The 21,999-nt window shown below is 62.5% G+C and carries 21 protein-coding genes and 1 pseudogene; 6 read left to right on the top strand and 16 right to left on the bottom strand.

Annotation, left to right across the window (positions count from 1 at the left end):
* The first annotated feature begins 424 nt into the window (after positions 1 to 424).
* Both ACHFB9_RS17380 and ACHFB9_RS17375 read left to right on the top strand, forming a co-directional pair.
* The gene (locus ACHFB9_RS17380; RefSeq protein WP_417068773.1) at positions 425 to 2,353 is read left to right on the top strand and encodes a hypothetical protein; all 1,929 of its coding nucleotides are present in this window, start codon (positions 425 to 427) and stop codon (positions 2,351 to 2,353) included.
* A gap of 141 nt (positions 2,354 to 2,494) precedes the next feature.
* A complete protein-coding gene (locus tag ACHFB9_RS17375) occupies positions 2,495 to 2,695 on the top strand; it encodes a hypothetical protein (RefSeq protein WP_417068772.1) in 201 nt (66 codons plus the stop codon).
* Between the two features lie 275 nt (positions 2,696 to 2,970).
* Here ACHFB9_RS17375 and ACHFB9_RS17370 read toward each other — a convergent pair whose 3' ends face one another.
* From ACHFB9_RS17370 to gshA, 16 genes and pseudogenes are all read right to left on the bottom strand, one after another.
* Positions 2,971 to 5,091, bottom strand: a complete 2,121-nt coding sequence (locus tag ACHFB9_RS17370; RefSeq protein ID WP_417068771.1) for an acetyl-CoA hydrolase/transferase C-terminal domain-containing protein — start codon at positions 5,089 to 5,091, stop codon at positions 2,971 to 2,973.
* Between the two features lie 209 nt (positions 5,092 to 5,300).
* Positions 5,301 to 5,717 (bottom strand): type IV pilin protein, encoded by a 417-nt coding sequence (locus ACHFB9_RS17365; RefSeq protein ID WP_417068770.1) that lies wholly within the window; start codon positions 5,715 to 5,717, stop codon positions 5,301 to 5,303.
* Between the two features lie 11 nt (positions 5,718 to 5,728).
* A complete protein-coding gene (locus ACHFB9_RS17360; RefSeq protein WP_417068769.1) occupies positions 5,729 to 8,341 on the bottom strand; it encodes a hypothetical protein in 2,613 nt (870 codons plus the stop codon).
* A gap of 10 nt (positions 8,342 to 8,351) precedes the next feature.
* Complete coding sequence (locus ACHFB9_RS17355; protein WP_417068768.1) at positions 8,352 to 8,879, bottom strand: pilus assembly PilX family protein; 528 nt, start codon at positions 8,877 to 8,879, stop codon at positions 8,352 to 8,354.
* Positions 8,876 to 9,913 carry a PilW family protein gene (locus ACHFB9_RS17350; protein WP_417068767.1) on the bottom strand — a complete coding sequence of 346 codons (1,038 nt, stop codon included), beginning with the start codon at positions 9,911 to 9,913 and terminating at the stop codon, positions 8,876 to 8,878. Before ACHFB9_RS17350 ends, ACHFB9_RS17355 begins: the two co-directional genes overlap by 4 nt.
* Complete coding sequence (locus tag ACHFB9_RS17345) at positions 9,897 to 10,301, bottom strand: prepilin-type N-terminal cleavage/methylation domain-containing protein (protein ID WP_417068766.1); 405 nt, start codon at positions 10,299 to 10,301, stop codon at positions 9,897 to 9,899. The genes ACHFB9_RS17350 and ACHFB9_RS17345 overlap by 17 nt, the downstream gene beginning before the upstream one ends.
* A complete protein-coding gene (locus tag ACHFB9_RS17340; protein ID WP_417068765.1) occupies positions 10,279 to 10,737 on the bottom strand; it encodes a pilus assembly FimT family protein in 459 nt (152 codons plus the stop codon). The genes ACHFB9_RS17345 and ACHFB9_RS17340 overlap by 23 nt, the downstream gene beginning before the upstream one ends.
* 270 nt (positions 10,738 to 11,007) lie before the next feature.
* A pseudogene (locus ACHFB9_RS17335) lies at positions 11,008 to 11,201 on the bottom strand (glutathione synthase); the annotation flags it as partial.
* A gap of 19 nt (positions 11,202 to 11,220) precedes the next feature.
* Complete coding sequence (locus ACHFB9_RS17330; protein ID WP_417068764.1) at positions 11,221 to 12,519, bottom strand: porin; 1,299 nt, start codon at positions 12,517 to 12,519, stop codon at positions 11,221 to 11,223.
* A 56-nt stretch (positions 12,520 to 12,575) separates the two neighbouring features.
* Positions 12,576 to 13,022, bottom strand: coding sequence for a pyridoxamine 5'-phosphate oxidase family protein (locus ACHFB9_RS17325; RefSeq protein WP_417068763.1), 447 nt, complete (start codon positions 13,020 to 13,022; stop codon positions 12,576 to 12,578).
* A gap of 51 nt (positions 13,023 to 13,073) precedes the next feature.
* The gene (locus ACHFB9_RS17320) at positions 13,074 to 13,793 is read right to left on the bottom strand and encodes a DUF554 domain-containing protein (RefSeq protein ID WP_417068762.1); all 720 of its coding nucleotides are present in this window, start codon (positions 13,791 to 13,793) and stop codon (positions 13,074 to 13,076) included.
* Between the two features lie 40 nt (positions 13,794 to 13,833).
* Positions 13,834 to 14,448 carry a UbiX family flavin prenyltransferase gene (locus tag ACHFB9_RS17315; RefSeq protein ID WP_417068761.1) on the bottom strand — a complete coding sequence of 205 codons (615 nt, stop codon included), beginning with the start codon at positions 14,446 to 14,448 and terminating at the stop codon, positions 13,834 to 13,836.
* 8 nt (positions 14,449 to 14,456) lie between these two features.
* Complete coding sequence (locus tag ACHFB9_RS17310; protein WP_417068760.1) at positions 14,457 to 15,941, bottom strand: UbiD family decarboxylase; 1,485 nt, start codon at positions 15,939 to 15,941, stop codon at positions 14,457 to 14,459.
* Between the two features lie 198 nt (positions 15,942 to 16,139).
* A complete protein-coding gene (locus ACHFB9_RS17305; protein ID WP_417068759.1) occupies positions 16,140 to 17,036 on the bottom strand; it encodes a LysR substrate-binding domain-containing protein in 897 nt (298 codons plus the stop codon).
* Between the two features lie 82 nt (positions 17,037 to 17,118).
* Complete coding sequence (gshB, locus tag ACHFB9_RS17300; RefSeq protein ID WP_417068758.1) at positions 17,119 to 18,057, bottom strand: glutathione synthase; 939 nt, start codon at positions 18,055 to 18,057, stop codon at positions 17,119 to 17,121.
* Positions 18,054 to 19,346, bottom strand: coding sequence for a glutamate--cysteine ligase (gene gshA / locus ACHFB9_RS17295; RefSeq protein ID WP_417068757.1), 1,293 nt, complete (start codon positions 19,344 to 19,346; stop codon positions 18,054 to 18,056). The genes gshB and gshA overlap by 4 nt, the downstream gene beginning before the upstream one ends.
* A 211-nt stretch (positions 19,347 to 19,557) precedes the next feature.
* Here gshA and ACHFB9_RS17290 point away from each other — a divergent pair, with 211 nt between their 5' ends.
* Genes ACHFB9_RS17290 through ACHFB9_RS17275 form a run of 4 tightly spaced genes read left to right on the top strand, consistent with a single transcriptional unit; the run spans position 19,558 to position 21,941 of the window.
* Positions 19,558 to 20,079: a YqgE/AlgH family protein gene (locus ACHFB9_RS17290; protein WP_417071421.1), complete on the top strand. Its 522-nt coding sequence runs from the start codon at positions 19,558 to 19,560 to the stop codon at positions 20,077 to 20,079.
* The gene (gene ruvX / locus ACHFB9_RS17285; RefSeq protein ID WP_417068756.1) at positions 20,076 to 20,489 is read left to right on the top strand and encodes a Holliday junction resolvase RuvX; all 414 of its coding nucleotides are present in this window, start codon (positions 20,076 to 20,078) and stop codon (positions 20,487 to 20,489) included. The genes ACHFB9_RS17290 and ruvX overlap by 4 nt, the downstream gene beginning before the upstream one ends.
* Positions 20,486 to 20,989: a bifunctional pyr operon transcriptional regulator/uracil phosphoribosyltransferase PyrR gene (gene pyrR / locus ACHFB9_RS17280; protein ID WP_417068755.1), complete on the top strand. Its 504-nt coding sequence runs from the start codon at positions 20,486 to 20,488 to the stop codon at positions 20,987 to 20,989. Before ruvX ends, pyrR begins: the two co-directional genes overlap by 4 nt.
* Positions 20,979 to 21,941, top strand: a complete 963-nt coding sequence (locus ACHFB9_RS17275; protein WP_417068754.1) for an aspartate carbamoyltransferase catalytic subunit — start codon at positions 20,979 to 20,981, stop codon at positions 21,939 to 21,941. The genes pyrR and ACHFB9_RS17275 overlap by 11 nt, the downstream gene beginning before the upstream one ends.
* Positions 21,942 to 21,999: the final 58 nt, after the last annotated feature.

Here is a 21,999-nt window from a genome sequence, read left to right as displayed (position 1 = left end):
CCAATGCACCACAAATTTAAAATTGGGATAAATTAACATGCGAAACCTTGCGGCAGGAGAGGTTGCACTTGTCAGTGGCGGTAGTGGTCTCTTTCACCCGGACGAAGTATATATTATTAATGACTCAACTGATTATGGTGGCGACAGCGCTGGGGGCGATCTGGGCGGTGGCGGTGGCGGTGGCGGTGGCGGCGACCAGAGAAATGCATCGCAAATACAGGCAGACAACATACTGAAGGAGGCTGAAAAAGCGTGTAGTTGGCTTCCTATTGGAAGTACGGCCTGCACAAAAATGGCAGAATCGGTGCACTACGACCTGCAGAACGCAGCATATACTTCCTGCAAGGCCGCAGGCGGCTCAGACGGCCCCAATGATTGCGGAGTAAGACCCACTCCTCCTAAGCCATAACCCAAGAATGTATAAATGGTCTGCGCGCGAGCCCAGACCATTCTCCAATTGGCCGATAATGTGATTATGAAAAAGATACTCTACGGTATTGCTTTCGCAACCTTTATTATGATCTCCTCTGGAGCTCTGGCGGTAGAGGATATTCTTTCATCATCACAAAGCGCGGGCCACTTTTTTGGTCGGGCAGGGATAGTGCCCGATGTTATTACAACATACACAAAGACGGTAGTCGTCGGGGCAAACGAAGCAATCAGCTCTACCGAAACCATTCGCTGCATCGTGCCCGCAATAAGAAACGATGGCGAACGCCTTTATATTCCCGTGTACACAGACAACATTGGGGATGACATTGAAACGCATGTTTCGTTCAGGGCGGACGGGCACACGATTCCCGCCCGCGAGGCAAGCGGTGAGGTGAAGTTCCCGTCAGGAGGGAAGGTGGCTGTCAGGTTTTACTACGCGGACCTGCCCAAGAAAAACGCCGCAACGGATCTTGATATATCAATACACAAAAAGTCCGATTCTTTCAAAAAGGTAAGCAACGTTTTCCTGTCTTTGTACCTATCTTCGATTCCGACATTGTCCGCGCAGCTGAAACTGGTTGTTGAGGGTGGCTCAGGGCAAAATTCATTGCCAATCACTTTTGGCGGCGACAAAAGCTTCAAAGCGATCCGCTCTTCAAGAAAGGGTCGGCAAGCATTTCAATTTAATCTATCGGGGCCATGGGGGCTGTCTTCAAGCAAAGAGACGGCAGTCCCTCCTCATCTGTTGGTGTCCTTGGATAGCTGGCAGCGCATTGCAAAGGAGTACGCTTCGTATTACAGGCAGGGCATTGCCGAGGGGGGCTCAGAGCTGCCCGACATTCCGGGCGGAAGCGTTGAAGAAAGAGTGGCCAACGCCTACCGGTGGATAGGGAAGAACATCCGCTACCGTTCTCAGGAGTTTGCCCTCAGCGTAAGGGAAGGGCATTCGCCGAGGCCGCTGCGCGATATCATCGCGAGTCGGCATGGCGATTGCAAAGACATGGTTCTTCTGCTGATCGGCTTGCTTGAACGCGCGGGGATCAAAGCGGAGTCCGTGGAAGTGAGGATGGGCAGGAACTTGGTCCCAGCCCCACTGGAGAGTGCAGCTCCTGATCGAATCGCATTCAATCACGTTATCGCATACATCGAGGAGCTGGATATCTATCTCGATCCGGTAGAGGCGCCCTCCTTCACGGATGACATGGACATCATGGTCGTTGGTGTCAACACCACTGGATCTTTCTCAGGAACTCAGGGGCTCCACCTCTTCTCCGGATCGTTCAAGTCCATCGGGAACGACTTCCCTTCCTCATGGCAGGCGCTCAATACCGTCGTGACGCGGGATTCCGGTCGCTGGCTGGCCGAAACCCACTGGACGGGTAAAGGCCGTGCAGCCTACCCTATTAACTATATGGACAGAAGGTTCATCCGCAGAAAGGCGAAGAGGGATTTCTTCTATTCGAGGATGAAGCCGCTTGGGGAGGTCCTTGATCCCGAGAGTTGGAAATATTCCTTTGATCGAAAAGATCGATCGACGTCACTGAACTTTTCCTACTCACTTGAGGTAGAAAAGGGGGGGGCGCTCGCGAAGATCCCGACCCCCCCGTTTACCTTGGCGGCCTACGACTTCATGATTTCCGGTGTATCGTCCCCGTGCCGGGAAGGAAAAGTGGTCGAAGAGCGGATTCATGTCCCCGCGCTGGCTACCCCTCTTGAAAATGTCGACCAGGAAATCTCCGGAGACGGTTTGCTTTATCGTCAAAGCTTCGCTCCGGACCGGGCTGGTTGGGTCCTGACTCGCCACTATGAAGTCCGTCGTCTCAATCGGGAGTGTAGGGCGGCAGATGAAAAGGAACTGCGCGAGTTCAACGACAAGGTCAAGAGCTCCATACTGCGTGCCACGCCTATCAATACGGACTGACGAGTCATTGGCGGAAAGGACGATCGCGATGGCCGAGTGGATCATCGACATCGCGAAGCTGAACCCCGCCGCGCAGGAATCCGCAGGGGTTCTGGCTGCGGCCTGAGTTCCCGCCTCCGTTATCAAGGATAAGATCAGGAAATGAACATCCCCCCAAAATCGGACATCGCCTCTGCCCTGCTCTCCATTCTGGTCGCAGTTGTCTGCGAAACCGTGGCCAGACGTGAAGGGGCTGCAGGATTCGCGGTGGCCATCCTGATGATCGGCGCGATTCCCGGATTTTTCCATATCTTCCAGATCACGGGTTACCTCTTCATGTACTTCGTGCTTCGTCGGCGATGAAAGGGCTGTGTGGACTCGTGTTCGCGCTGCTCTTGGTCGGCGCGGGCTCGGTTCAGGCTGGTTCGCGCTGAGGGCGCCAGCCCTCTCCCGGTGGGCGAGGGGAAAACCACTTCGCGGGCAAGCCCGCTGCGCGAGATCTGCCTTGTCGTGCGCAGCAGAGGCGTGGATTGCCCCTTCGGGGCGAATCCACGCTACGACGCTTTGAGCAGGGACTCCGGATGGTTTTCTCTGCGTCCTCTGCGGCTCTGTGTGAGACGAAGCTTCCTGGTTTCGTCTCAGAGGTTGCCGGCGACCAGCGCCCGCCAGAAGCGCTCGGAGAGCGTTTTCGGCTTCGTGAGGCCCAGCCGCTCCAGCACTTCGGGCTTCGCGACGGGGCGGGTCAGGCCGCGCAGCAGCGCGGCGGCGAGCGCGAGCGGCGATTTCCTCTGGCGCTTGAGCTTCATCAGCGCCTTCGCGGCGGCCAGCTCGACCGGCTCGAAGTCGGTCCCGAACGGGAAGTCGGGCAGCTTGCCCGAAGCACGGAAAGCCGCGAGCCGCGCTTCGAGCACTTCGGGCAGGTTCTGGCGCTGTTCGGCCGGGATCTCGTAATCCGGCTCGACCTTGCCCTGTTTCTTCGCCTTCGCGAGCAGCTCGTCCTGGAAGCGCGAGTCGGCGATCGCGAGCATGCGCTTGACGACTTCGCCCTCGGGCTGGCCGCGCACGTCGGCGACGCCGTACTCGGTCACGAAGATGTCGCGCAGGTGGCGCGGGATCGTCACATGACCGTAGCTCCAGACGATGTTCGAGATTGGCTTGCCGGCGCTGTTCGTGCGCCAGGCGCGCAGCATCATGACCGAGCGGGCGCCGGGCAGGGTCTGGCCCTGGGCGACGAAGTTGTACTGTCCGCCGACGCCCGAGACCAGATCGCCCGATTCGAGCGCGTCGGAGACCGCGGCGCCGAGCAGCGTCGCCATCATCGACGTGTTGATGAAGCGCGCGTGTTGCCTCTGCGCGACCGCGATGCCTTCGTGGCCGAAAGTGTCGTTGACGAAGGAGATCCGCGTCATGTCGATCTTGTCGAGCAGCTCGCGGGGCAGATCGCGCAGTCTCTGGTAGAACGCGTTCGGACCGATGAAGAAGCCGGCGTGGATCAGGCGGCCGTGCTTGAGCTTCGTGCCCAGCCAGCCTTCAGAGAGCGCCGAGCTGACCGCCGGATCGTCCAGCCGTGCCGGCACGCTCTGGTCGCCAAGGGTCAGCACGCCGCCCGCGAAGCTGACTTCGTCCTTGAGGATTCCGAAGTGCCTGAGCATCGCGAAGTCGGCGTCATTCAGCGGCGAGGAGACGACTTTATCTTCGGCGAGCGCGGCGAGCAGCGCCGCGTCGGGAGTGCTCGTGATCCGGTGTGCGTTGAGCAGCTTCTGCAGGCCTTCGTGATCGAAGACTTCGCGGCGGACCACTCCGGCGTCGATCAGCGCCATGAAGCCGTTGACGAACATCTCGCTGCAACCGTAGAGACCTTCCTTGAACGGGTCGAGCTGGGCCCAGGCCGGCGTGCGCCCCGGTGCCAGCGCTTCGATCATCGCGCGATAGCTCGCGTTGTCCTGGTCGCGCGTGATCAGCGCCTGGGCGATGCCGTCGCCGAGCGAACCGATGCCGATCTGCAGCATGCCGGCATCGCGAACCGTCGTGCTGGTCCACAGCGAGATGCCGTAATCCTGGTCGTCGACCCTCATGTTCGGCGTGCCGAACATCGTGTGCGTGCCGGCCGGATCGTCGACGAGGATGTCGACGAGCTCAGGCTCGATGACCGCGTCGTTCGGCATGAAAGGCAGTTCGCGGTTGACGACGCCGACCTGCACCAGCGGATTGCCCATCTCGCGCGACATTTCGATCGCGTCGCGGGTCAGATCCGAATTGCAGGACAGCGAGTAGCGGGGGCCTTCGGGCGTCTGCTCGACGGCCAGAGCCTGGGCATACACATTGACGCCCAGGGTCAGCGCATCGCGGACCGCATGCGTGTAGTTCGAATAGATGTAATTGCGCTGCACCGACGCGTTGCCGATGTAGGCGCTGGTCTTCAGGAAGAACTCGCTGACCCGCACGTTGGGCGGCAGCCGGCCCCTGCGGTCGTCCTCGGCGTAGTCCATGTTCGGGTAATTGCCGAAGACGCGCTCGGCGAAGGGGCCCAGGAAGCGGCGCTCGATCAGGCTGCGGCCGTGGGGCCTGTCCAGCGACAGCGCCGTGATGATCCACAAGTCGATTTCGGGATCGGCTTTCGCGCGGTGGTACAGCGCGTTGATCCACGGATTGGGTTTGCCTATGCCCAGAGGCATCGCAACGACCAGTTTTTTCCCAACGCGCGCGATCAGCGCGTCAACGGAGTCCTCGATGCGCGTGAAGCGCCCAGGCTCTTGCATACTCTTTCCCCCAGATATTCTGTTGCGTTGCCGCGATCAGCGGCGCGCCCGGAGTCTCGTGCCCCGGCAAAAGCGGGATTGTGCGGTGCGAAGGCAGCTCTGTCACGCAGGATCAGGGGAAAGTCCGGGTATACCCAGGGCTACTGGCGCTCTCTCCGTGCTTTCCGGCCTCGGCGGTGCAGATTGGCCCGCGAAACGGAGGAGGCCTGTTAGAAGGCCTCGGTTCCGGCCGGGCAGCTCTTCGTTGCGGCCGTGAAGTCGGTATCGGCGGGGGCGGAGCACTGGCGACAGGTGCAGCGCGTGCCCGCCGAGTTGATTCCGCTCCAGAGCCGGAGGCGGCTCTCCGTGCCGCTCAGCGCGAAATTGGTTTTTTCGTCATTCGCCGTATACGTGTAGCTGAACAGGTCCGCATAGTCGGGCGAGGCGGTACCCGGATAGACATTGTTTGCGACGACGTTGCGCTCCAGCGCGTTCCCTGTCGTCATCAGCGCTTCGTGGAGCTGACCGATCCGTGTCCTCTCGACCTGCCCCTGATAGGCCGAGTAGGCGATCATCGACAGGATGCCGACGATCGTCACCACGATCAGCAGTTCGATCAGCGTGAAGCCTTGGTTGCGCAGTCGCATCGTCGTTCAGCTCAGAAGTAGGTGGTCAGTTCGCGCCAGTTCAGGCGGGTCTTGGTCTTGGCCTTCGTCAGCGTGATCGGCAGTTCGGCGCGGGATGTCGTGCCGAGCAGCACATCGGTCGAAGTCGCGCCATTGACGACCGTCGTCCGGACGATGCCCAGCGAAGGACCGCTGCCGATCAGGTGCAGCAGGTCGGTCACGGCCTGGCCCGAAACCTTGACGTTCGCGAACGAAGACTGACCGCTCACCAGATCCAGCGGGCCGAAGATGTAGGCGGTGTCGTCCGTACAGTTCTCCCCCGAGCCCTTCCGGGTGACCGGGATCAGCACCAGGCCGGCCGAGATTTCGGGCGGCGCCGTGATCAGCAGGTCGGAATCGATGCTCGTCACGCCGGTCGACGCTAAACCGACTGCGGTGTACCAAGCCAGGCTCCAGCTGCCTGCAGGATCCCGCGTGATCGCGCTGACCCGATGCGATGTCTGGGCGAGGATGTAGAGCGAATTGCCGCTCGACGAATTGACCAGCGCCGCGGTCACACTCTCGACCGGATAGGTTGAATCGAGCCCGAGCTTGCCCGGATTCTCCTGCACTGTTCCTGTGCTGTCGGTCAGCTGGATCTGCCCCGTCCGGTCTCCGAAGTAGATCTCGTCGTCGGAGTAGTAGAACAGGTTGCTGGACACGGTTGGCGTCAGGCTCTTGTCCGCGTTTGTCGCCGAACCGTCGATCTTGCGGATCACCAGTTTGTTGTCGACGACGTAGGCGAGCTTGCCGGCAGCCGTGCCGTCGGTCTTGTTCGCCATCCGCGGCGCATCGCCGCCGAAGGGATAAGTCGGGCTGGACTTGCCCGCCCGATAGTCCTGCCAGACCGGGGTGTCACCGGACAGCGCATCGCCGGCCGTGCTCACTTCCAGCGTGAAGTGCAGCGCGCCGGACAGCGCGCTGCCGGTCACATAGGTCTTGCCGTCGACCGAGAAGGTTGCGATCTGTCCCCACGGGTGGGTGCTCATCAGCGTCGCGGCATCGGCGGTCTGGGGCAGGATCTGACGCGGCATCCAGGCCCAATTCAGAGCACCGCTGCTGCGCTTGACCGAATACAGGAAACCGTCGTCGGCTGCGAACAGCACCGAATCGCCGACGATGATCGGCGTCGTCTTCCACGGGCGGCCGATCAGCGAGTCCGGATCCCGACCGGCCAGATATTTCCCGTTCTCGGTATTCGGGTTCAGGATGCGTTCGGCGGTGCTGGAACCCAGGGCCGCAGCGTCGACGCTGGCGATTGCGACGTACTTCCCGTCCGCTCCCAGAGTCATCATCTTGCCCCGACGCGTCGTATCGTCCATCGCCTTGATCACGTCGGCCGAATCCCAGATTACCGCGCTATTGTCGAGCGTTCCGTCGGACGTGACCTTGAAAGCCTGGAGGTGACCTGAAATGCCGGGGGTCTTGTTGTCGGCCAGCAGATCCCTCTGGTTGGCGCGGAAGGCGTAGTCACCGACATTGACGATGGCGGGGATAGCCGGTTGGGTCAGCGAATAGGTGTCGTTGTGGACGGTCGTCGTCGTCGTGGTCGAGCTCGATGGGCTCATCGAGCTCGGTTTTGAATAGAACATCACGCCGTTGTTGTTCTGCGTGACCTCGATGTTGTTGGCCAGGATCTCACCGGCGAAGGCAAAGTTGCTGGCTGCGGTCAGGCTGGCCTTGCCGTTCTGGACATAGACGCCGGCGGAAATGTAGGTCCGGTCGCTCGCGGTGAAGTCGCCGTTATAGACGTTGAACTGCAGGCGTTCGGGGTGCTGTTCGGCGTAGATCAAGAGACTCTCCGCCGAAGCGAGGCTGAGGGTCTTCATCTTGTCGCAGTCGATGAAGTTGACGCAGGCTCCCGACTGTCCGACCTTCAGTCCGTTCTTGAAATTCATCGTCGCGGTACCGGTCGAACCGGTCACCGAAAGGCTGCACTGATCCCCCCACGAGATGCTGTCGATGAAGTAGGACCCCGGAGCGAGGCTGATGGTGCTGCCCGAAGCTTTGCATCCGGACATTTCAATCGACTTGACTTTCGAGGAACCCGCGATGTTGAAAGTCTGCTGGTTGGACGACGAGATCGTGCCGTACTCGCCGGCCGGTACTTCGAAGGTGTCGCCGATCTTGGGGATCGTGAAAGCCCGGCCGCTGACGGTAACAGTTTGCGTGCTGCTCGCGTTGCGGTTGAAGTTCTGGCCGTTGATCGAAATCTGCGAGCTGTTCGACAGCGTGATCGAGAAGTCCGAAGAGCTTCCCGAATAGGTGTCGAGCGATAGCGCGCTGGCCGAAGTCCCGGAAGCTTTGACCACATTTCCCGAGATGACATCCTTGCAGGCTTTGTCGTCCGTTGATCCTGGGGCTGTGTAGTTGCCCGCCTTGGCATTGACGACGCTGCCGTTCGCAAAGGCGACCGAGCACTTGTCGTCACTGTGGATCGTGATCTTGCCATCGCCGATCACCGAGAACACCGAGCCCAGACCCGATCCCCCCGAGGAGTCGCCCGAGATGGTCGTGCAGACGGAACTCGCCAGTGCGAGACTGGGCAGCAGCTGGCCGAGGATCAGGATTCCGGAGAGGGTGCGACGCAAGGTTGCGGAGAACATCGGGTTATCCTCAGTATTCGCGCGAGACGGACAGCACGACATTGGTGTCGGGTTTGAGCCCGCCGGCTTGGGCGACGAGCGTGAAGCGGGAGCGTTTGCTGCTGGCTGGCGTGCCGGCGAGCTGCTCTCCGAAGGCCGGTGCGTTGCCTTCGAAGATCACGATGTAATGGGCCGAAGCGGTTCGGCCGTCTATCGTCGTGGTGACTCCGATCGAGCTGTCCTCGGGCCAGGGGTCGAAGGCCGGAACCGGTTTGGCAGTGTTGGAGCGGACGTAATAGCCTGTACCCTTGTTCTTGATCAGGTTTGCGACATCGGGCTGACCGGCGACCAGCGTGGCAACCGAGCTTTCGGCCGTCTTCAGCGCGTTCTCGGCCAGGAAGATCGCCCGCTGACGATCGCTCCACCCCGAGGCGGCGCGGGCCTCGCCGGTCGACATCAGATAGGCGGCGGCGGCGAGCATGCTGACCAGGATCAGCATGATCATCGCGATGACCAGCGTCACGCCGCGCTGGCGGGAACGGAGCTTCGGCGTTTTCATTGGGTGTTCCTCAGCGCCACCGTCTGCGACAGCGCCAGATAGACGGCGCGGTCGGTTGGCGTGACCTGGGCGCCGCGGAAGGTGTATTTGATGGCCTGGGTCGGAACGCTCTTGTCCGAGCGCATCAGCACTTCGACGTGCGCGGCGCGAACCTTGGCCCAGTTACCGGCCGTTTTGACCTGGGCCGCCGTTTGCTCTGGCTGATCGACGATGCCGTCGGCGTTGGTGTCGATGTCGTAGCTCAGGTGGATGTCCTGGACCCGCGCCGAGATCAGCACGGGCAGGCCGCCCATGCCGGAGAGCTGGTAGAGCCCGCGCGGTTTGCCCTCGGGCTGGCCGACGAACCACCAGACCGTGTCGAGCTTGCCGACCGAGGAACCCACGCCGTAGATGTCGCCCAGATCGGACGCACTGTTGCCGCCGCCCGCCGTACCGGCCTTGTCTCCCGCTTCGTGCTTCAGCGTCGTACTCTCTTCACCGGGCGTGGCGGTGGTGATCTGGAACTTGGTCCAGTTGATGCAGTTGCTGATCACCGCGACATCACCGTCCGAAAAGCTCTGGCGGCTGTTCTTGACGGTCAGATCGCTGTTGGAATTGGCCATCGCGGTTGTGGTTTCGGTCAACACCGACGTGATCCCGGTGATGCCGACGACATCGGACGCGATGTTCATCGAACTGAGCTGGCCGGCGCCATAGCCGGTCAGGTCGGTCAGCGTGCCGTCTTTGTCGAGGCCTTCGACGCCGCCATTGGCCTCATTGAACGCGGTCGTCGTCTTGAGCTTGTTGATCGGATTGCTGACCGGCCAGCAACCGAAGTCTCCGGCGCCGCGCAGCGCGCGGGAGAGCGCATCGACGGCGATGCGTCCTTCGCCCTGGATGTCCGCGCCCTGGGTCGTCAGCCGGGCGCTGCCGCGTTGCGACGCGAGCACCGCGACCGCGCTGCCCATCACGATCAGGCCGAGGACCAGCGAGATCATCAGCTCGATCAATGTGAAACCCGCCTCGCGATGGATGCGGTCAGGTGCGAACGACATAGATCGCCTTCATCTCTTCCGCGCCGGGCGGAGTCCAGTAGAGCTTCACCGTGCACACTCCTCCGGTGCAGTTGATCTCGGCCTTGCCCGCCGGCAGCGATGACTGGACCTGCTTGAGCCACTTCTCCTTGGGCGTTGAAGGCGACGCAGGGGCCGAGTCGGTCTTCGCAAGGCTCCAGTCGGTCGAACTCGACCGGACATAGCCGATCTGGTCCATCGCGTCCTGACCCAGCGAGGCCGCGGTCAGCACATAGCGAGAATCGGAGTTCTGGCGCATGCCCAGCGTCTGCAGCTTCAGCGCGCCTAACAGTCCGATCGACAGCACGAGCACTGCGATCAGCACTTCGAGCAGGGTCGAGCCCCGTTCAGAGAATCTGGGTTGTGCCACCGGCATTGAAACGTATCCTGACGGTTTTGGAGCCGGAGGCCAGCGAGACGACCGGTTCCGTGTTGAGGTTGTTGCCGATCCCGGTCGGCGCGAATTCGATCTCGACTTCGCTGGCGTCGCCTTCCAGGCTCAGCGCCGTGTTCTTGTAGCGTTTCGCGAAGTCAGTGCTGGACAGGCAGCTCAGGGACTTGTCGGTCTTGGTCGTCGGATCCTGCTGCGTGACGGCCCAGGCGACCGGGTTGCCGCAGTCGTCGACTTTCTTGTTGACGACGATTTTTGTCGGTTTTCCCGTTTGCAGCGCGATCTGTCGGGCGCTCGCCGCCGCGCGCAGCAGGCCTTCGGACGCGACCTGGCTGCGCGTCTGCTGGGTCGTCGAGACGAAGTTCGGGACCGCGATCGTGATCAGGATCGCCAGCACGGCCAGCGTGACGAGCATTTCGACTAGCGTGAAAGCCGACTGGATAAAACGTGCCCGATTGAGCGGCGAAGATTGATGTGATGACGTCATAGCCTGAAGGGCTCTCGATCCGCACTGTGATATATCGTTAAATTACCCCTTAAATAACGGCCCTAGCAAATATTGTCAATGCTTTCATCATGAATTTGTTGAATTTTGGAAATTCCTGGCGCGCATCCGCTGCTCGTCGGACGTGACAAAGCACCAGGCCATCAGCTTGGCCTGGTGCTTCAACAAACAGCAGAGGGTTCAGGTTTCGAGCGCCGCGATGACTTTTTCGGCAACCGAAAAGCCGGTCTGCTTTTCGATCTCGACCATGCAGGTCGGGCTGGTCACGTTGATCTCGGTCAGGTGCTCGCCGATCACGTCGAGGCCGACGATCAGCAGGCCTCTCTGCCACAGCAGCGGGGCGATGGTTTCGCGATCTCGCGTTCGCGCTCGGTGATCGGTCTCTGAGCTGACTCAGAAGCGGTAGCGCACGCCGATCATCGTACCCAGCTGGGCGTTCCCCGCCACTGGGGATGTGCCCGAACCTCCGCCGGACACGCCGTAGGCCGAGCTTTCGCCGTTATCGATGTAGCCGGCCGTGACGTAGGTGCTCAACTGTTCGTCGAAGCGGTAGGTTGTTCGCAAGGCATAGAGGTTCGCGCGTCTATCCTGGTCGGGATTCGAGACATGGAAGAAGCCGGCATCGGCGCTCCACTGCGGCAGGATCGTGTATTCGGCCTGCAGCCACTCGGTGTTCTGACTGACTTCACTCGCCGTGATCTGCACCTTGCGCCCGAGCCAGCCCGTGCCGATTCTGACCTTGCCGAGACGAAGAAAGGCATTGACGGTCGCCCGACTATCCCTGTCGCTGCTGGAAGTCATCGCGATTGCCGGAGCCCCGCCATAGAAGCTCGCCTGGGCACTGGTACCGCCATGTTGCTTGTCGTAGGCCGCGGAGATCCCGTAGAACGTCTCCTCGTACTTCAGCATTGCCGACCAGCTCCGACAGCGCCCGGCATCGGTGCTGTCCTCGCCGGCGCAGACGCCCGAGGCGGGCACCGAGCCGCTGACCGTCTCGCGCCCGAAGCTGTAACCCAGGCCGAGCGAGAGTTTGTCGAACCTCGCCCGCCAGACGATCGCGTTGTCGGCGCGCGCATTGGGCACATAGGCATCGATAGAGCCGAGGCCATAGATGTTCGGCCCCAGCAGATCTCCCGCCATCAAGCCCCAGTAGAGCATCGAGTACTGACGGCCGAAAGTCAGCGCGCCCCAGGCCGAGTCGACCCCGACGAAGAGCTGGCGGCCGAAGAGCCGGCTGCCCTGACCCGAGGAGCCGGTATCGAGGTAGAGGCCCATCTCGGCCTTGCCGATCGCCGCGATGCCGTCATGGATACGTCCGCGGAAGTCGAGGCCCAGCGTGCTCGGACCCGAGCCGCTGGTCGAGGGGATGCGGGTCATCCCGGTCGCGTTCGCGCCGACCTTGCTGACATATTCGACTCCGCTGTCAAGCGAGCCATAGAGTTTGAGCCCGACGGGCAGAGGATTGCTCGCCGTCGGTGCTTCGGCGACTTTGCTGGTGGCCGCAGCCTTTTCCTTCTGGGTGTTCTGGGCTGCGAGCAGGGCGTCGAGTTGCTGCTGTTGCCTGGCGATCAGGGCACGCAGCTCGCGGATGTCGGCATCGTCGGCAGCAAACGCCTGGCTGCAGAGCAGGGATTGAGCCGCGGCTGCGGCGCAGACGAGGGCGCGACCGCCCGAAGTGGTTTTGCGGATCATCGGATTTGTCTCCTTGCCGGCCATGGAGAACCGGTCGGGTCAGGCACTGCTTCGCCCTAAGCGCTTCGCGTCCAGTACAGCTTGTTGGCCAGGCCGCGCGCGTTGTCGGTGTACTTGATCGTCTCGAAGCGCAGGCGCCACACATCGCCGGGCATCAGTCGCGCCACCGGGTGGCGAAGGCAGTAGAAGCTGCGCGCCGCACTGCGTGCCTCGCCGGCGAGCAGCTCGGCGGTGGCGGTGAACTGCAGTCCCCGGATCGTCAGCACATTGACTGGCTGGGCGGCGATCGTGCCGGCGATCTGCGGCTCCCCCAGCATCCCGACCGCATGACGGGTCTTCAGCGAGGACATCACGATCAGCGCCGGCGCTTCTTCTTCAAATGCATAGAAGCAACTCGCCGCCCAGGGCTGACCGTCGACGACGGTTGCCAGACCGACGACGTGGTGCTCGCGCAGGAAGCTGGCGATGGCACGCGAAAGGCTTGGGACGGAAGCTGTGCTCATGGAATGACTATGAAATGCGGGGGCCGCAGCCCCCGCGATCAGGTTTGACGCTCAGAACAAACTGGTCCAGAGGTGCGATAGCGGCATCGCCAGGAAGAGGCCAGGGAGCATGTTCGCAACCGGGAAAGGCTTGACGCCGCAGATCCGGAAGCCGGTCGCCAGCATGACCAGTCCGCCAACGGCGGAAAAGTCGGCGATCATGCCCGGCGTGGTCAGCGGCATGATGTAGGCGGCACCGAAGAACAGCGCGATCTGGATCACGATCTGAGGGATGCAGACCGAGGCAACCGAGTAACCCAGCGCCGTCGCAAAGATCCCGGCGGTGAAGAGATCCAGGATGGACTTCACGAACAAGATCTGCGGATCTCCGGTCATGCCTTCCTTCATTGCCCCGAAGATGCCGGTTCCGCTGGCGCAGAACAGCACCAGGATCGCGACGAACTTCTCGATGAACTCGTCGTGGGACAGGCCTTCGCGGGGCGGGAAGATGCGCTCGACCAGCCCCTTGGCGCGGGTGCCGAGCTTGCCGATCAGGCGCTCGAGATAGACGACCTCGCCGATGATCGCGCCGAGGATCAACGCCAGGATCACGGCTGGCAGGTGCTGGAGCTTGACGATCATCGAGATCCCCAAGCCCATTGAGGCCAGGCCGAAGGTCATCGGCATCGCGGTGCGCAGGCGCTCGGGCAGGCGGGTGCCGAGGAAGGCACCGGAGAGTCCGCCGATCGCAACGGCTGCGCCATTGACATAAGGTCCTACGGGCAGAAGCATGTTGTTTCCTTTGGTGTATTGGGTGTGTGGTGGCTGAGCGTCAGAGCATCAGCACTTCGTGCAGCGTTGAGGAAGGCGCGGCCGGCAGTTCCGGCTCGCCCCAGCGGCGCAGACGGGGCACTTTCAGCCCGAACAAGTCGAGCGCTCGCGCGACGCTGTGGGTGATGATCTCGTCTATGCTGGTCGGCCTCTGGTACATGGCCGGCACGGGTGGGAAGAGGATCCCGCCCATCTGGGTCACGAGTTCCATGTTGCGGATGTGGCTCAGCGTCAGCGGAGTCTCCCTCACCATCAGCACCAACCGGCGGCGCTCCTTGAGCGCGACGTCGGCGGCGCGGGTGAGCAGGTTGTCCGAGAGGCTGTTCGCGACGGCAGACAAGGTACGCATCGAACAGGGCGCGATCAGCATGCCGACCGACTCGAAGGAGCCGCTCGCGATCGAGGCGCCGAGGTTGCCAATGGCGTGGACGACATCGGCCTTTTGCAGCACCTCTTCGCGCGAAATGTCGGTCTCCAGCGAGCGGGTCATCTCCGCCCCCTTCGAGATCACGAGGTGGGTCTCAAGTCCCAGCGGCCTGACCAGTTCGAGCGCCTTGAGTCCGTACTGGAAGCCCGAAGCACCGCTGATTCCGATCACGATACGTTGTCTGCTCATCGCGGACCTCAGCTCCAGTCGGGCAGGAAGCGCTTGACGTCGACTTCCATGAACTTGGAACGCTCGAAGTGGCTCTTCAGCTTGAAGGGCACGGTGCAGTCGAAGATCGTCTTGCACGAGTTGCCCGGATTCAGGATGCTGGGGCTGTATTCGGGCACTTGGGACGGGTCGAGCGGATGGCAACGCACGCCGGGGATGAACACGGTGCTGACATCACCCTGGTAACGCGTCTGCATCGCCCACAGCACGTCGTCGGTGTCGAAGATGTCGACATCCTCATCGACGAGGATCACGTGCTTGAGCTCGGGGAAGGCAGAGAACGCGAGCAGCGCGGCCTGGCGCTGACGGCCTTCATCAACGGGGGCCGACTTTTTGAATTGCAGCACGGCGAGGAACTTGCCGCCCCCCGAGGAGTGCGCGAACACGTTGAGCAGCCGGCCCGGCATCGCCCGGTTGACCATGTCGAGGATGGACGCTTCGGTCGGCACGCCGGCCATGTTCACGTGCTCTTCGCCCGGGCCGATTGTCGTGCGTAGGATAGGGTTGTGGCGGTGCGTGACGGCCTTGACCTTGATGATGGGCAGTTCCGCCTTGGCTTCGCCGGTGTAGCCGGGGAATTCGGGCATCGCCTTGCCAGTGTTCGTGTTCTGGTCTTCACGGACGCGCGCATTGGGCAGCAGCTCGCCTTCGATGACGACTTCGGCGTGAGCGATCGCGCGCTCGTTGATGGTGAGGCAGCGGACCATCTCCACGGCGCGACCACGGATCGCGCCGGCGACGGAGAGCTCATCGAAGCCCAGAGGCGTGGTCGGCGGCTCGAAACAGGCGGCCATCTCGATGGCCGGATCGACACCGATGCTGATCGAGATCGGCAGCGGCTTGCCGGCCGCTTCGGCCTTCATCCGGAAGGCGTCGATGTGGCGCCCCGGGGTCAGCCACATCGACAGCTCGTCCCGGCTCTGCACGCAGAGGCGGTGGATCGTGATGTCGGACTCGCCGGTCTCGGGATCGGACGCGTAGCACATCCCCATCGTGATGTAGGGGCCGGCATCCTCTGGCGTGTTGGTCGGCGCCGGCAGCAGCTTGCGCAGATCGAAATCGGGATCTTCGGCGCGATGCACGACTTCCTGGCAGAGCGCCTTCTCGGCCCCGACGACGACGGGCTGGATCGGGTTCTGCACCGAGTTCTTGAGCAGGTGACCCAGGCGTTCCGGTTCGCAGCCGAGCAGCTTGCCGACGCGGCTACGCGAGCCGAGCATGCCAATCACGACCTTGAAGTCGGGATAGCCCTTGACCTTGTTGAAGACCATGACTGGACCGTTCTTGCGCGTCGGCCTCATGCAGGTACCGCCGGCGCCGACGTAACGATAGACACCGGATAGCTCGGCGTTCGGATCGACTTCGGTGTCGGTGCTGACGACTTCTCCGGGCATCTGGCCCAGGGCCGCAAGTGCCGTGCGCAGATCGGTAATTTCGGTGTGAACTTTGCTCATGCCACCCACCTTCAGGTTGTTGTTGATACGGATGAGCGCACTCTATGCGGGAGGGTGGGGGCAAAAGAAATACCGTTTTGGTTGGGTCATCCATACCAAAACGGTTTTGTGGATCGCTGTGAAAAATGATTTCGGACAAGCCGGGCGGGCTGCTCTCGCGGCGAAGATCGGCGTGCCGGGTTACCGGCCGCCGGAAAGTCAGTACTGGCTGTGCGATGCGAGAAAGGCGAGGAGGATCTGCTCGAGTTCGGGCAGATCCTGGCTCGTCGCCAGACGAGCCGCTACTGGTCGGAACATCAGCGGGCTGGGGGTTACCGAGATGGGCATGAAACGTCCCGACGGAGACGGGGCTACCTCGGATTCGGGCAGCAGCACGACCGCCTCGCAGCCCGACTCGAGCATCTCTATCGCTACGGTCGGGTCGGACACATGCATCTTGACGTTGGGGTGAATGCCCGACTTGCGCAGATGGTCGAGGATGTATTCGAAGGTCCCCTTGCCTTCGACCCGTCGCATCAAAATCATCGGCAGACGGCCGAGCTCCTCCAGTCGTGCCGGGTCGGCGACCGATTCGGCGAACGAGCTTGAAACCAGCGCCTTCATTCCGATCGGAGGAAATTCGATCAGCTTGAAGCCTTCATCGGCCTGGGGGCGCTGCATCAGCGCGACATCGATCTGGCCTTTGCGCAGCAGCAGCTCGAGATGACTCGAGTCCGTCGCCGATATTGCGATCTCTGCGCGCGGGTTCTGGACGTAGAGCTGGCGGACGATGGGGAAGAAGAAGCGCTGGAACAGATAAGACACTCCGACGCGCAACACGCGCTTCTCGGTGTTCGCGATCAGGATGGTCTTCTGCTTCGCGTCCTCGACCGTACGCAGGATCTCGCAGGCCCGCTGGTAGAGGTAGCGCCCCGCTTCTGTTGGCTCAACGCTGCGTCCGGTCCGGAGCACGAGTGGCGTCCCCACTTCGTCCTCGAGCTCCTGCAGACGTTTGCTCAAGGGCGGCTGTGCAATGCAGAGCACACTGGCCGCCTTGCTGATCGATCCCTGGTCGATGATCGCGCAGAAATAACGAAGTCGTTTCAGGTCAAGCATGGACGGCTCTCTGTTGTTTGCGGATTCAGCGGGGGGCCCCCCGCCTCTCGATCATTGACGCTTTATCGCGAAAACAGGTCGTTCAGTCGAGCGTTTCGAGCGCCTCGACCACTTTCGCGGGGACCGAGAAACCGGTCTGCTTTTCGATCTCGACCATGCAGGTCGGGCTGGTCACGTTGATCTCGGTCAGGTGTTCGCCGATCACGTCGAGGCCGACGATCAACAGGCCCCTCTGCCACAGCAGCGGGGCGATGGTTTCCGCGATCTCGCGTTCGCGCGCGGTGATCGGTCTCGCTTCGCCGCGCCCACCGGCGGCGAGGTTGCCGCGCGTCTCTCCGGCCTTCGGAATCCGGGCCAGCGCGTAAGGCATCACTTCGCCGGCGATCAGCAGCACGCGCTTGTCGCCGTCGACGATCTCGGGGATGTAGCGCTGGGCCATCACGCTGCGCGCGCCGAACTGCGACAGCGTCTCGATGATCACGTTGCGGTTCGGGTCATCCCGGCGGACCCGGAACACCGAGCTGCCGCCCATGCCGTCGAGCGGTTTGAGCACGACGTCGCCGAACTCGTCGATGAAGGCATCGAGGTCGGCCGCCGAGCGGGCGACCAGGGTCGGCGCCATGAACTGCGGGAACTCGGTGATTGCGAGCTTTTCCGAATGGTCGCGGATCGCCCGCGGATCATTGAAGATCTTCGCGCCCTGCGCCTGGGCGCGTTCGAGCAGCCAGGTCGCGGTCACGTATTCGAAGTCGAAGGGGGGATCCTGACGCATCAGCACCGCGTCGAATTCGCGCAGCTCGGCGTCCATCCGCTCGACTTCGGCGTACCACGCGTGGTCGTCATCGGTGACGATCAGGCGGGCCGCATGGCCGAACACGCGACCGTCGCGCATGCTGAGGCCTTCGCGGCGGATCGCGAACACTTCATGTCCGCGCGAGGCGGCCGCGCGCATCATCGCGACGCTGGAGTCCTTGTAGGCTTTCAGACCCGCGAGCGGGTCGACGATGAACGCGATTTTCATGCGGTGGCGACCTCCACGGGCGCGGTCTGTTCCAGCTCGACGGCACCGGCGAGCAAGGCCAGCCGGGCGACGACGCCATAGGCGTAGAAGCGGTTCGGTGGCGCGTCCGGCGCCGCGCAGCAGTCGGGCAGGTTGCAGCAGGTCTCGAAGGCGAGCGGTTCGAAGTGCATGCCCGGCGCGTTGAGGTTCTCGTCGCGGCCGCGCTCGCCGTGGACGCGGTAGAAGCCGCCGACGACGTAGTGATCCAGCATGTAGACGACCGGTTCGGCGACCCCGCCGCCGACCGTCTCCAGCGTATGCACGCCTTCCTGGATGATCACTTCGCTGACCTGCAGGCCTTCCTTGACGACCGCCATCTTGTTGCGTTGGCGGCGGTTCAGGCCAGTGACTTCGGAGGCGTCGCGCACCGTCATCACGCCCATCCCGTAAGTGCCGGCATCGGCCTTGACGACGACGAAAGGCGTTTCCTCGACGCCGTACTCGGCGTACTTCGCGCGAATCTTCGCCAGCATCGCATCAACCCGGGTCGCCAGCTCGTCTTCGCCGATGCGGTCATGGAAGTCCAGGCCCTCGCTGCGCGCGAAATAAGGGTTGATCAGCCACGGGTCTATCTTCAGCAGCCTTGCAAAGTCGTTCGCGACTTCGTCGTAGGCGTGAAAATGCGCGGTCTTGCGCCGGGTCGTCCAGCCCGCGTGCAGCGGAGGGATCAGGTGCTGACCGTCCAGATTTTTCAGGATGTCGGGCACGCCCGCGGACAGGTCGTTGTTGAGCAGGATCGCGCAGGGATCGAAACCGTCAAGACCGATGCGCTCGCCTCGCCTCACCAGAGGTTCCAGGGTCAGGCTCTGCCCGTCGGGCAGTGCGAGTTTCGTGGTTTCGGTGATCTCGGGCAGCAGGCTGCCGATCCGCACTTCGAGTCCCGCGTGGCTCAGGATGCTGGCGATCCGCGCGACGTTCATCAGGTAGAACTGGTTGCGGGTGTGGTTTTCCGGGATCAACAGCAGGTGCTTTGCATTCGGGCAGATCCGCTCGACCGCGGCCTGGGCGGCGTGGACGCAGAGCGGCATGAAACTCTGGTGCAGGTTGTTGAAGCCGCCCGGGAAGAGGTTCATGTCCACGGGCGCGAGCTTGAAGCCGCTGTTGCGCAGATCGACTGAGCCGTAAAAAGGGGGGGTGTGGTTCTGCCACTTCCCGCGCAGCCAGCGTTCGATCGCGGTCGCGTTGTCGAGGAAAGTGCGCTCCAGTGTCTGGAGCGGGCCGGTCAGGGCCGTCGTCAGATGGGGAACCATGGTGGGGGTCTCCGCGGTGGAGGGGAAATCTTACTCCCCTGGAGTGAAAGGCCGGAGACGGGCTGAGGGAGCCGGTCTCGACGAAGGAGACAGATGGAGGCGGGGGCGCCGGAAACAAGAGCGAAAATCGCATCGGGCGAGCAGCGGGCGCTCCGCCTGATAAAATGGGCATGTGGATGCCGCCAACCTGACCCATCATTTCCTGATCGCCATGCCCGCCATGGCGGATTCCAATTTTGCCGGCAGCCTGACGCTGATCGCCGAACACAGCGCCAACGGCGCGATCGGCGTGATCGTCAATCGCCCGACCAGCATGACTCTGGGCGAACTCTTCGAGAAAGTTCAGATCCCTCTGGCCTCCGAAGAGCTGGCCGGGCAGCCGGTCTACTTCGGCGGCCCGGTCCAGACCGATCGCGGTTTCGTGCTGCATCGCCCGGTCGGTCAGTGGCATTCTTCGCTGAAGATCTCGTCCGAACTCGCGCTGACCAGCTCCAAGGACGTGCTCGAATCGTTGGGCGCGAACGGCGGGCCTGGCGAAGTGCTGGTCACGCTCGGCTACGCGGGCTGGTCGGCCGGTCAGCTCGAAGAGGAGCTGGCCCAGAACGCTTGGCTCAGCGTCGAGGCGGATCCCCAAGTGATTTTCGCGCTGCCGCCCGAAGAGCGGCTCTCCGCGGCGATCGCGCTGCTGGGCATCGATTTCGCGAATCTCTCCACCGTGGCGGGCCACGCATGAGTACGGTGATCGGCTTTGACTTCGGCACCGCCCGGATCGGCGTTGCCGTCGGCGATACCGAGATCGCGATGGCCCAGCCCCTGACGATCATTGCCGGCGAAGCGAACGAAGTGCGCTTCGCCGCGATCGAGCGCCTCTTCGCCGAATGGCAGCCGCAGCAGCTTGTCGTCGGACTGCCTTCCCACCTCGATGGCACCGAGCACGAGATGAGCGCGCGCTGCCGTCGTTTTGCCAATCAGCTCTCCGGCCGCTATCGGCTACCGGTTGATCTGGTCGACGAACGTTTGACTTCACTGGAAGCAGAATCGCTGCTGCGCGAAGCCGGCCATGGCTGGAAGAAGCGCAAGCAACACCTCGATGCCGTTGCCGCGCAACGCATTCTTCAAACCTGGTTCGACACCCACCCATGAATCTGCCTGACGTCGAAAGTCTTATTGCGAGCCTGGTCGCCCAGATCAAGCCCCACCTAACGCCCGCCACCGGCATGGTCGGCATTCACACCGGAGGAGTCTGGCTCGCCGAGCGTCTGCACGCCGAGCTGGGTATCCAGCAGCCCTTGGGCGTCATGGACGTCTCGTTCTATCGCGACGATTATGGCGCGAAGGGCCTGCACCCGAGCCCGCGCAAGAGCGACATCCGCTTCGATGTCGATGGCGCTCCGATCATCCTCGTCGACGACGTGCTCTATACAGGACGCACGACGCGTGCCGCGCTGAACGAGCTGTTCGACTACGGCCGTCCGGCCCGTGTCGACCTGTGTGTGCTGGCCGATCGCGGCGGACGGGAACTGCCGGTCGCCGCGCGCTTCTGCGGCGTCACGCTGCCCGCGCCGCTGTCCGCCCGCGACCGCCTGCAGCTGGTCAAAAACGAAAACGGTGAGCTTTCCCTGAGACTGGATCATGACGAATAACCCGCAACTGACCGCCAACGGCGAACTCGCCCACCTCTTGACGCTCGAAGGGCTGCCCAGGGAAATCCTGAGCGCGATTCTCGACACGGCTGCGCCCTTCACCGAAGTGGCCGAGCGCGAAGTCAAGAAAGTGCCGCTGCTGCGCGGCAAGAGCGTGTTCAACGTGTTCTTCGAGAACAGCACGCGCACGCGCACCACTTTCGAGATCGCCGCGAAGCGGCTGTCGGCCGACGTGATCAACCTGAACGTCGCGACGAGTTCGACGACCAAGGGCGAGACCCTGCTCGACACCGTCGATAACCTCTGTGCGATGGGCGCCGACATGTTCGTAATGCGCCACGCATCCTCCGGTGCGCCCTATCTGCTCGCCCAGCACCTCAGGAACACGAGGCGGGATCACATCGCGGTCGTCAATGCCGGCGATGGGCGACATGCCCACCCGACCCAGGGGCTGCTCGACATGTACACGATCCGCCACTACAAGAAAGATTTCACCGGCTTGACCGTCGCGATCGTTGGCGACGTGCTGCACTCGCGGGTCGCGCGCTCCGAGATCTTCGCGTTGAAGACGCTGGGCGTGCCCGAAGTGCGTGTGATCGGGCCGAAGACGCTGCTGCCGACCGATGTTGAGAAGATGGGCGTGCGCGTTTTCCACGACATGCGCGAAGGCCTGCGCGGCGTCGATGTCGTGATGATGCTGAGGCTGCAGAATGAGCGGATGCAGGGCGCGCTGCTGCCTTCGAGCCAGGAGTACTTCAAGGTCTGGGGTCTGACGGCCGACAAGCTCGCGCTGGCTCAGCCCGATGCGATCGTGATGCACCCGGGACCGATGAACCGCGGTATCGAGATCGACTCGGCGGTCGCCGACGGCGGCAATGCGGTGATCCTGCCCCAGGTGACTTTCGGCATTGCGGTGCGGATGGCCGTGATGAGCATGCTCGCGAGACGCTGAGTGCCCATGCTTCTTTCAGGTGATTTTTTCGGCTGCGCGCCGACGGATTCCCCGGCCG

Source organism: Niveibacterium terrae, from assembly GCF_048213115.1.
GTDB classification, from domain to species: Bacteria; Pseudomonadota; Gammaproteobacteria; order Burkholderiales; family Rhodocyclaceae; genus Niveibacterium; species Niveibacterium terrae.
Note: the sequence above shows the minus strand (reverse complement) of the source record. Positions and strands in the feature narration are given on the sequence as shown.

Coding starts and splice junctions, on each gene's coding strand:
- ACHFB9_RS17360 (WP_417068769.1), bottom strand. CDS start 8,341: ATGTTCTCCGCAACCTTGCGTCGCACCCTCTCCGGAATCCTGATCCTC.
- ACHFB9_RS17355 (WP_417068768.1), bottom strand. CDS start 8,879: ATGAAAACGCCGAAGCTCCGTTCCCGCCAGCGCGGCGTGACGCTGGTC.
- ACHFB9_RS17290 (WP_417071421.1), top strand. CDS start 19,558: ATGCCCGCCATGGCGGATTCCAATTTTGCCGGCAGCCTGACGCTGATC.
- gshB (WP_417068758.1), bottom strand. CDS start 18,057: ATGAAAATCGCGTTCATCGTCGACCCGCTCGCGGGTCTGAAAGCCTAC.
- ACHFB9_RS17375 (WP_417068772.1), top strand. CDS start 2,495: ATGAACATCCCCCCAAAATCGGACATCGCCTCTGCCCTGCTCTCCATT.
- ACHFB9_RS17365 (WP_417068770.1), bottom strand. CDS start 5,717: ATGCGACTGCGCAACCAAGGCTTCACGCTGATCGAACTGCTGATCGTG.
- ruvX (WP_417068756.1), top strand. CDS start 20,076: ATGAGTACGGTGATCGGCTTTGACTTCGGCACCGCCCGGATCGGCGTT.
- ACHFB9_RS17350 (WP_417068767.1), bottom strand. CDS start 9,913: ATGTCGTTCGCACCTGACCGCATCCATCGCGAGGCGGGTTTCACATTG.
- ACHFB9_RS17325 (WP_417068763.1), bottom strand. CDS start 13,022: ATGAGCACAGCTTCCGTCCCAAGCCTTTCGCGTGCCATCGCCAGCTTC.
- ACHFB9_RS17340 (WP_417068765.1), bottom strand. CDS start 10,737: ATGCTCGTCACGCTGGCCGTGCTGGCGATCCTGATCACGATCGCGGTC.
- ACHFB9_RS17310 (WP_417068760.1), bottom strand. CDS start 15,941: ATGAGCAAAGTTCACACCGAAATTACCGATCTGCGCACGGCACTTGCG.
- ACHFB9_RS17320 (WP_417068762.1), bottom strand. CDS start 13,793: ATGCTTCTGCCCGTAGGACCTTATGTCAATGGCGCAGCCGTTGCGATC.
- gshA (WP_417068757.1), bottom strand. CDS start 19,346: ATGGTTCCCCATCTGACGACGGCCCTGACCGGCCCGCTCCAGACACTG.
- ACHFB9_RS17305 (WP_417068759.1), bottom strand. CDS start 17,036: ATGCTTGACCTGAAACGACTTCGTTATTTCTGCGCGATCATCGACCAG.
- ACHFB9_RS17330 (WP_417068764.1), bottom strand. CDS start 12,519: ATGATCCGCAAAACCACTTCGGGCGGTCGCGCCCTCGTCTGCGCCGCA.
- ACHFB9_RS17275 (WP_417068754.1), top strand. CDS start 20,979: ATGACGAATAACCCGCAACTGACCGCCAACGGCGAACTCGCCCACCTC.
- ACHFB9_RS17370 (WP_417068771.1), bottom strand. CDS start 5,091: ATGCAAGAGCCTGGGCGCTTCACGCGCATCGAGGACTCCGTTGACGCG.
- ACHFB9_RS17315 (WP_417068761.1), bottom strand. CDS start 14,448: ATGAGCAGACAACGTATCGTGATCGGAATCAGCGGTGCTTCGGGCTTC.
- ACHFB9_RS17380 (WP_417068773.1), top strand. CDS start 425: ATGGTCTGCGCGCGAGCCCAGACCATTCTCCAATTGGCCGATAATGTG.
- pyrR (WP_417068755.1), top strand. CDS start 20,486: ATGAATCTGCCTGACGTCGAAAGTCTTATTGCGAGCCTGGTCGCCCAG.